This is a genomic window from Egibacteraceae bacterium (genome assembly GCA_035540635.1).
GTDB lineage: Bacteria > Actinomycetota > Nitriliruptoria > Euzebyales > Egibacteraceae > DATLGH01.
In genome coordinates this window covers 45,882-54,391 of record DATLGH010000068.1, presented here as the reverse complement: position 1 = coordinate 54,391, position 8,510 = coordinate 45,882, and the positions used below count along the sequence as shown (strand labels likewise).

General features: G+C 70.8%; 6 protein-coding genes. 3 read left to right on the top strand and 3 right to left on the bottom strand.

The window, feature by feature from the left end; genetic code table 11:
- Nucleotides 1-283: 283 nt before the first annotated feature.
- Together VM324_11795 and VM324_11790 are read right to left on the bottom strand one after the other, a co-directional pair.
- Nucleotides 284-1,516: an amidohydrolase family protein gene (locus tag VM324_11795; protein ID HVL99963.1), complete on the bottom strand. Its 1,233-nt coding sequence runs from the start codon at nt 1,514-1,516 to the stop codon at nt 284-286.
- On the bottom strand, nt 1,513-1,758 hold the full coding sequence (locus VM324_11790) for a hypothetical protein (GenBank protein ID HVL99962.1): 246 nt from the start codon (nt 1,756-1,758) through the stop codon (nt 1,513-1,515). The genes VM324_11795 and VM324_11790 overlap by 4 nt, the downstream gene beginning before the upstream one ends.
- Before the next feature lie 116 nt (nt 1,759-1,874).
- Here VM324_11790 and VM324_11785 point away from each other — a divergent pair, with 116 nt between their 5' ends.
- A complete protein-coding gene (locus VM324_11785) occupies nt 1,875-3,695 on the top strand; it encodes an alpha/beta fold hydrolase (protein ID HVL99961.1) in 1,821 nt (606 codons plus the stop codon).
- A gap of 246 nt (nt 3,696-3,941) precedes the next feature.
- Here the strand turns inward: VM324_11785 and VM324_11780 are convergent, their stop codons facing one another.
- Nucleotides 3,942-7,058, bottom strand: coding sequence for an AAA family ATPase (locus VM324_11780; GenBank protein ID HVL99960.1), 3,117 nt, complete (start codon nt 7,056-7,058; stop codon nt 3,942-3,944).
- Between the two features lie 141 nt (nt 7,059-7,199).
- On the opposite strand from VM324_11780, the gene VM324_11775 reads away from it, so the two are divergent.
- Nucleotides 7,200-8,120 (top strand): carbon-nitrogen hydrolase family protein, encoded by a 921-nt coding sequence (locus tag VM324_11775; protein ID HVL99959.1) that lies wholly within the window; start codon nt 7,200-7,202, stop codon nt 8,118-8,120.
- The gene (locus tag VM324_11770; GenBank protein HVL99958.1) at nt 8,113-8,508 is read left to right on the top strand and encodes a VOC family protein; all 396 of its coding nucleotides are present in this window, start codon (nt 8,113-8,115) and stop codon (nt 8,506-8,508) included. Before VM324_11775 ends, VM324_11770 begins: the two co-directional genes overlap by 8 nt.
- The last annotated feature ends 2 nt before the right edge of the window (nt 8,509-8,510 follow it).

The window sequence follows — 8,510 nt, the reverse complement described above, 5'->3', positions numbered from 1 at the left end:
CGCCGCGTTCGGGCGGCTGCGTGCATTGCCGCTGCCCGCAACCTGACCGGGCAGGCCGCCTCCGCTGGACGTTGACAACCCCCACCACCACGAACCTCCCTCGGCCACGGCCGCAGCCACCCGCGCCCAAAAAGGGGGCGTCAACGCGCCGCCCGGGTCACCCGCCCGCTACTACACCGCCTACTGCCAACGGCCCGTCACCCCCCGGCTCGGACCGGCGACATTCGCGCCCCCATCAGCAGCCGCGTGAAACATCGAGGCTAAGCTACGGCAGCAGCGCGGTTCACCACCTCCTTTCCTTGGAGGACGACCACGCGGGTGCGTGTGAGGTCGGCCAGCGTGGTGAGCGGGTTGCCGTCCACGGCCAGCAGGTCGGCCCGCAGTCCAGGGCGCAGGGCGCCGCGGTCCTCCAGGCCGCAGGCCCGCGCCGCGATGGTGTGGCCGTTGCCAGCGCTTCGGCCGTGCTCATGCCGAGCCCTTCGGCAGAGCCGAACCAGGCAACGGAGGCGGTCAGGGAGTCAAACGGTCGCTTCGGGATGCCGGCGTCGGTGCCGGCCGTCAGCTCGACGCCGGCCTCCACCATCGCCCGGATGGCATCGCGGGCCAGCGGAAACAGGCGCATCAGCGCCTCGATCTTCTCTCTGATGGCCAGCGGGACGGTGGTCGGGTCGAAGGAGTCAGGGGGTGGTGGACCCGATGCGACCGTGGGCACGGCGATGATTCCGTCGCCGGCCATGCGCACCAGCGTCTCGGCGTCGACCACCGGACCGGCGGGGGTGAGGAAGGCGCAGTGCTCGATCGTGTCCACGCCGACGGCGGCGCAGTCGACGACGCTGTCGTGACCGAAGGCGTGCGCGGCGACGATCAGTCCTCGCCGGTGCGCGGCGCCGACGATGGCCTGCAGGGCCGCGCGGTCGAACTGACGCGCCAGCGGCGAGGAGTGGGGCGTCAGGTTCCCACCTGAGGCGAAGACCTTGATCAGGTCGGCGCCGGCCTCGACCGCCCGGTCGACGGCCGCGGCCGGGTCCTCGTCCGGCCCGACCTCGTGGGACAGGAAGTGGCAGTGACCGCCCGGTGTGGTCAGCGGCGATGCAGAGGTGATCACGTCCGGACCGCGGAGCGTGCCGTCGGCCACTGCAGCGCGGATGGCGGTGGCGATCGGCGCGGGTGTGCCGAGGTCGCGGACGGTGGTCGTGCCTACGTCCAGCGCGATGCCGAGGTTGCGTTGCGCGTGGGCGAGGAGCGGTCCGCCGCCCTCAACGGACCGGTCGCGCTCGAAGTCGGCGACCACGTCCGTGCCGGTGGAGAACGTCACGTGGACGTGGGTGTCGATGAGCCCTGGAAGCAGCGTGACGTCGCCCAGGTCGCGGATGACCGCGCCCGGCGGGGACGGGGGCAGCCGGTCGGCCCGACCGACGGCGGTGATGGTGCCGTCGACGACATCGACCGCGCCGCGGTGCACCAGGGACCCGAGACCGTCCCACAGCCGGGCGGCCAGGTAGCGCGTGGGTGTCATGCGATCACCTGGCCGCTGATGGTGCGAGCGATGCCGGCGACGAGGCGGTCGGGCCGGCCGGTGGTCGTATGGACCTCGACGTGCAGGCCGCGGCCGCGGCCGGCATCGCCCTGGGCTGTGCTCCTCGGCGCCATGCCGGGGAGGGCGTTCTCGTTGGCCGCACACCACGCAGCTGGCGTGGGGTCCCCCACCCCGAGGAGGACGGGCGTCGAGGTGACCAGTTGTTGGGTCGCGGTGTCCATGCCCAGCACGGTGCGCCCGTGTCGTTGCACGACGGTGGCGCGACCGTGACACGCCGTGCAACGCCTTCCGCCGGGGGATGGGTGGCGTGCAGGGGACGGCCGGGTTAGCGTGCGTCATGGCCCTGACCGTGGACGTGCTGGGACGCGTGGTGGCCACCATGGACGGCACCGTCATCGAACTGCCGCGCGCCCGGGAGCGCGCGGTGCTGACCGCCCTGGCGTTGGCGTACCCGGCGGCGGTCCCCGCCGACTGGCTCGTCGAGGTCCTCTGGGGTGAGGCTGGCGGTGGCTCGGTGCAGACGGTCCGGTCCTACGTCAGCCGCCTGCGCCATGTGCTGGGCCCGCAGCACCTCGTATCGGGCCCCGACGGCTACCGGCTGGACGTGCCGGCCGCTGCACTAGACGTCAACCGCGCACAGGGACTGCTGGCGCACGCCGTCGCGGCCGGGCAGGTCGGCGACCACGAGACCGCCCAGGCGGCCGCCCAGGCGGCGCTGAGCCTGTGGCGGGGTACGCCCTACGCCGAGCTGTCGACCGTCTCCGCTGACATCGCCCGCACCCAGTTGGCCGGGCTGCTGTCTGAGGGCGTGGCCGCCCTCGCGAAGGCGCTCCTGGGGCTCGGACGCCCGGTACGAGCAGCGGAGGTGCTGGCCCCCGCGTGCGCCGACGCCCCGTTTGACGAGACGCTCTGGGCGCTGTGGGTCCGGGCGCTTGCCGCTGCCGGTCGACGCGACGAGGCCATGTCCCGCTTCGACGACGTGCGCAGCGCCCTGTCCAGGGAGCTCGGCATCGACCCGGGCGAGGCCTTGCAGCGCGCCCGAGCTGAGGTGCTGACCGGGTCAGCAACGGCACTCCGCCGCATGCCCGTTCGCTACGCCGAGCACGACGGCCGGTCTTTGTGCCATGCGGTGCTCGGCCGCGCGGGGCCGCCGCTGCTGTTCCTCCACGGCCTGTTCATGCCCAGCGAGATGCTGATCGAGGAGCCGTCGGCCGCAGCCTTCTTGAAGCAGCTCGCGGCACGGCACCGCGTCGTCGTGATGGACCTGGGCGGCCTGGGCCTGTCTGACCCGGTCCCGCCCCCGCAGCTGGGCTTTGAAGGCTGGGCCGACGACGCCGCGGCGGTCCTCGACCACCTGAGGGTCCATGTCAGCCCCGTCATCGCTTGCGGCCCCTCGACAGCCGTCGCCATGCACCTCGCGGCACGCCGGCCGGACCTCGTCCCACGCCTGGTCTTGGCCGGCGTGCCACTTCGGTCGGCCTGGGGAGAGGAGCAACTGGATGAGGTCATCGACAACATCGACGGGCGTCCGGGCGCCAGCGATGCGGTCAGCTACCTCGCGCCTTCCCGCACCGGCGATGCCGCGTTCACCGACTGGCTGGACCGCGGCGGCGAGCGCGGCGCCAGCCCCGCGGTCGCTCGCGCGTTCTTTCGCATGCTGTTCGCCGCCGACCTGACCGACCTCGTGGCCCGCACCGCGGTGCCAACCCTGGTGATCGACCGGCCGGACGCGCCCGGCAACGGACTGCACACCGCGGAGGTCCTCGCCCTGCTGCCCGACGGCCATCACGTCGTGCAGCCAGGCATCCCCGACGTCCTGCCGTTCCTGGGGGAACCCGAGGGCTGGGTCGATGCCGCGCTCGCGTTCCTCGGCGGTAAGCTCGCCAACGGACGGCCCCAGCGCCTGGCAGCGGTCGCCGCAACCCGGTCGGTCGCCGGCGACGTGGCCGTCACAGCCCACGCCACCCCGGCCGACGCCGACCGGGCAGCACGGGCCCGACTGACCGCCGGCGGCGGAGCGGCGGTCCTGCACGCCGGATTGGTTTCCTCCCTCACCCCGCCGGTGGGTCCGGCCGTCGACCGGGCACGCCAGCACCTCACAAAGGTCAGCGACGGCATCGTCCCAACCGCCGCCTTCGCCACGCTGGCCGACAGCTGATTTAGCGGACATTACCAGCATCCAGCGAACAGATGTGCCGACCAGAGCCCGGCCGCCCCGGCGTGGGCGTGGTGACCCGCTCCAGCGCAACGGTCAGGTCGGGACGTCCAGCGCCGCCGACACTGCCTGGCACCACCCCTCGACGCGTTGCTGCCGGGTGCGGGCCGTCCAGGTCGCCTCGTTTGCCGCGCGGCTGGTGTAGGACGGTCGGTATGAGGCGACAGTGCATCTAGACAAGCCATCTCTTTAGGTCTCCACGTACCACCTGACTGAGGCGTCGTCGCCCTCGGGGGTGTACGAGCATCGCAGACCGGTCTGGATGGACCGGTCGAGGTGTGCTGCAAGGAGCGGAGCGACAGCATCGAGCCGGCGTACGGCGTCACGTAGGCGGGCGGTGACGGCTTTGCGGGCCCGTTCGGCAGGTTCGTTGGCGCCGGTGCGAAGTCGGCCGCCGAGCCCGGTGCTGCGCCGGACCTCGGCGAGAAGGTGCTCGCGCTCGTTCTCGAGGCGCTCCGAGCGTCCGATGTCGCCGTCGCTGTCGGCCTGGTCGATCTCTCCTGCCAGCTCGGCAAGGCGATCGCGGTAGGCGCCGAGCGCCCCGAGATCGATGAGACGATCGCTACTCCCGGCGGCTTGGGTACTGCCAGCGAGCAGGAGCGCCGAGACCTCCTGCCCGCGATGGCGCACGAGCATGGCAATGTCAGCCAGCCCCTTCACGTGGGCAAGTTGTGCGCGCTCTCCGCGCCAGGAGACGGTCCAGACGTTACCGGATCTCGTGAGGGAGGCCGCCGCGGCGTCGAGAGCCGGGGCGGCTGCCTCTGTTCGCTTCCTGGCGAGGGTGTCCCGGGCAGTCTCGCCGCGGCGGACCCAGACGTCGGCTCCCAGCTGTCGGGCGGTGGCGATCGATCGACACAGCATCGCGTCGGCGATGTCCTGGTCGCCGAGCTCGCCGGCGAGGATGCCGGCCGTATGAGCGAAGGGAGCCACGAAAGCCACGACTGCGCCATTAACGCCACAGCTGTCGGTGAGATGGTCGATCTCGGTGAGGAGCTCGCGGCACAGCTCGGTGTCGCCCAGGGCGATGGCCGCCTCTGCGAGGCGGACGACCAGGAGCGAGCGAGGATAGAAACCTTGGCTGCGCCACCCTCCGAACGCCGCCACCATGGCGACCGAACGTTCCGCAACGGCCAGATCTCCAGCGGCGGCGGAGGCGCCGGCCGCCACGGCGTGGGCAACCACGGGGGTCCCGGTCCACCACCGGACCGCGTCGGTGGCAAGGTCGGTGAGCTCATCAGGATCATCGCGCGCCCATGCGAGCGCGACCCGTTGGGACATGAGCACGTTGCCGGTATCCGGCTCGTGGATCTGTTCACCGATCCGTGCCGCCTCGCTCATCAGTGACGCGCCTCGATCGGTGTCACCTTCAAGGAGCGCCAGCGCGGCGCGTCTGGTCGCGGTCAGGTAACGATCGCGGGGCTCGTCACGCTCGTCGAGCAGTGCAAACCAACGGTTGAGCACCGGTCGGAAGCCGGCCGAACCGGACTCGAGCAGTCCGTTGGCCTCCAGGAGCAAGCCCTCGGCGAGTCGGCCGGTGTCACCGAGCCGACGTCCGACCGCAGCGATCTCGTGGCCGAGCCGGGCGCGCTCGGACCCCGTTCCCGGTCGCCACAGCGCGTCGTGGCCCGCCAGGAGACAGGCGCCGAGGGTCTCGTCGTCGTCCGCCTGTCGACCGAGGGCGATCGCCTGTTCGCTGAGGGGACCGGCCCTCGCCCGGTCGGAGGAGACCGAGTGCAGGAGCTCCCGGGCGAGCGCTGCGGTGAGTTGGGCCTGCCTGGGCAGATCCACACCGGTCACAGTTTCGAGTGCCGTCTCAAGCTGACCGATGATCGCGTCGCGAGGTGCAGCGAACTTGGCGCCGAGGCGCTGCACGGCCAGCGCCACGTCAGCCTGGTGCACCGAATCAGGCGCGGACCTCGCGGCCGCCTCAAGCAGGCTGCGGGCAACGTCAGGATCTCCAGATCGCGCCCGATCGTCCGCCTCCTCGACCAGGAGCCCGACGAGCACCTCAGGTTCGATGCTCCGTCCTGCGTCAATGACGGCGTCACGGACGCGACGCAGATGCCCTGCAGCCTCGGTGAACGCAGAACGTCGCCGTTCGTCAGCGGCGGCTTCACGGGCCCAGTGGACCGCCTTCGGGGCCTCGCATGCGCTCGCCGCCTTGGCGAAGTGCCGGGCAAGGTCGCCGGGTGGTACGTGGGCGCCCCGTTCGCTGCGGGCCTCGAGGGCATCACCGGTCAGACCATGGAGCAACGACCGCCGAGTGGCGTGGAGCTGGTCGTAGAGGGTCTCTCGGAAAAGGTCATGGGTGAACCAGAACTCACCTTCCGGCGTGGTCCGGATCAGCCCTGCGGCGACGGCGGGCGTCAAGCGGTCGACCACGACAGCAGGAGTCTCCTCGACCGCCGCCGCTAGCACGTCCGGCAGGAGCCGGTTCCCGAGGACGCTGGCGGACTCCAGCAGCTCACGGGTCTCATCAGGCAGGGTCGCCAATCGCCGGCTGACCGCACCGGTCACCACGGTGGGCAGAGGGCATGCCCGACTGCCCTTGGACAACCTGGCGAGCTCGCTCACGAACAGCGGATGGCCCCCGGTCCGTCGATGCAGCTCGGACGCGCGCGTGCTCGCCGTCGCCGGGTCGCCCATCGCTTCCACGAGCTCCTCGACCTCTCCGAGCGTCAAGCCGTCGAGGTGGACATGCTCGGCGTGGGAGGCGAGCGTGGCCACCCTCGCCCGGTCGTGATGGCCGAGTTCGTCGTGCCGGTAGGCGCCGATCAGGAGCAGGCGGGCGGTCACGGGTGCGGCGACCACATGGTCGAGTAGGTCGAACGTGGAGGTGTCGGCCCACTGCAGATCGTCGAGCACCAGGACGACGTGGCGGTCCTGCGCCAGAGCCTCGAGCCAACGAACAGCCGCATCGAGCAGCAGCAGCCGGTCTTGGCCGAGATCGTTGGTTGCCTCCGCCGCGCCGAACTCCCGGACCAGCACCGAGAGCGCGCCATGGTCGTAACCGGCGGCCTCACGGGCGGCATCTGTCCCGACGGTCCGGACGAGGTCGCCGAACGCCTGCATCCAGGGCCAGAACCCGGGTGCGCCGCCGCCCTGCCATCCCGTGCCCCAGCCGACGATCGCGTCACCTGCGGACATGTCGATCGCAGCTCGTACCAGGGAGGTCTTGCCGATCCCGGCCTCGCCGCTCACCAGGATCGCCGCGCGACGACCTTGCGCCGACGCAGACATCGCCTCGCCAAGGCGTCGCAGCGGTCCCACCCGCCCGACGATCCCGGTCTGTCCCGCGTCCGCCACTGCACGTCTCCTGCCGAGCCGGAAATCGCCAGATGGAATCTGGCGGAAAGCGGCCGCGACTAGCGCCTCAAGGATGACACCTCGCAACCGGAAAGGCGACCAGATGATCTCCCGTGCCGATCAGCACACGGTGGCCACCCGATGAACCTCGGGAGAGAGTTCCGTGTCGCTGCCGTGCAGGCCACCCCCGCCTACCTCGACCGCGACGCCACCTTGGACATCGTCGCCGACCACATCGCCCAAGCCGGCGCGGACGGCGCCGATCTCGTTGTGTTCGCCGAATCCTTCGTCCCCGGGTACCCCGACTGGGTCTGGCGCCAGAACCCATGGTGCGACAAGGACTGGTACGCCCGGTTCCTGCACCAGGCCGTCGACGTCTCCGGGCCCGCACTCGACACGGCCCGCACCGCAGCCGAAGCCGCCGGCGTGTGGGTCGCACTGGGCATCACCGAGCGGAGCGCCTCAGGCACCCTCTACAACGCCGTCGTCTACATCGACAGCGCCGGCACGATCGCGGGTCTCCATCGCAAGCTCGTGCCGACCGGCGCCGAACGGCTTATCTGGGCGAACGGGCATGGACCCCTGCTGACCGTCGTCGATATCGGTGGGGTAAAGGTCGGATCCCTGATCTGTTGGGAGGCCTACATGCCCCTCGCCCGGGCCGCCCTCTACCAGAAGGGCGTCGACATCGTGCTGGCCCCCACCTGGGACAACACCGATGTATGGGTCCCAACGCTGAGACATGTCGCCAAGGAAGGCCAGGTCTTCGTCGTCGGCGTCACCGCCTACCTCCGTGGCTGCGACATACCCCGCGACCTCCCTGGCGCCGACGACATCTACGGCGGCGAAGAAGACTTCCTGTCCCGCGGCAACACCACCATCGTCGCCCCCGGCGGAGAGATCCTCGAAGGACCAGTAACCGGCGCCACGAAGACCTTGACGGCGGCCCTGGACCTCACACGGATCGCCGCGGGGCGCCGAGCCTTCGACCCCATCGGGCACTACGCCCGACCCGACATTCTCGCACTCACCGTCCACACAAAAGGAGACAACGATGACTGACTTCCCCCCGATCGGACACGTCGCCGTGACCGTCAAGGATCTGGCCGTGAGCCGCCCCTGGTACCAGCGCCTCACCGGCGCCGACCCCGTGCTCGACGAACCCACCGATGCCGGTTTCCACCACACCGTGTTCATGATGGGCGGCACCCTCCTCGGCCTCCACCAACACCCCAAAACCGACACAGACGCCACGTTCACCGAACTCCGCCCCGGCCTCGACCACATCGCCTTCGCATGCCCCGACCGGACAGCCCTCACCTCATGGCAGACCCATCTCGACAACCTCGACATCCCCCACGGTGGCATCATCGATGCTGACTACGGCTCAGGCCTCAGCTTCAAAGACCCCGACGGCATCGCTCTCGAGTTCTTCGCACCTCCGAACTGAGC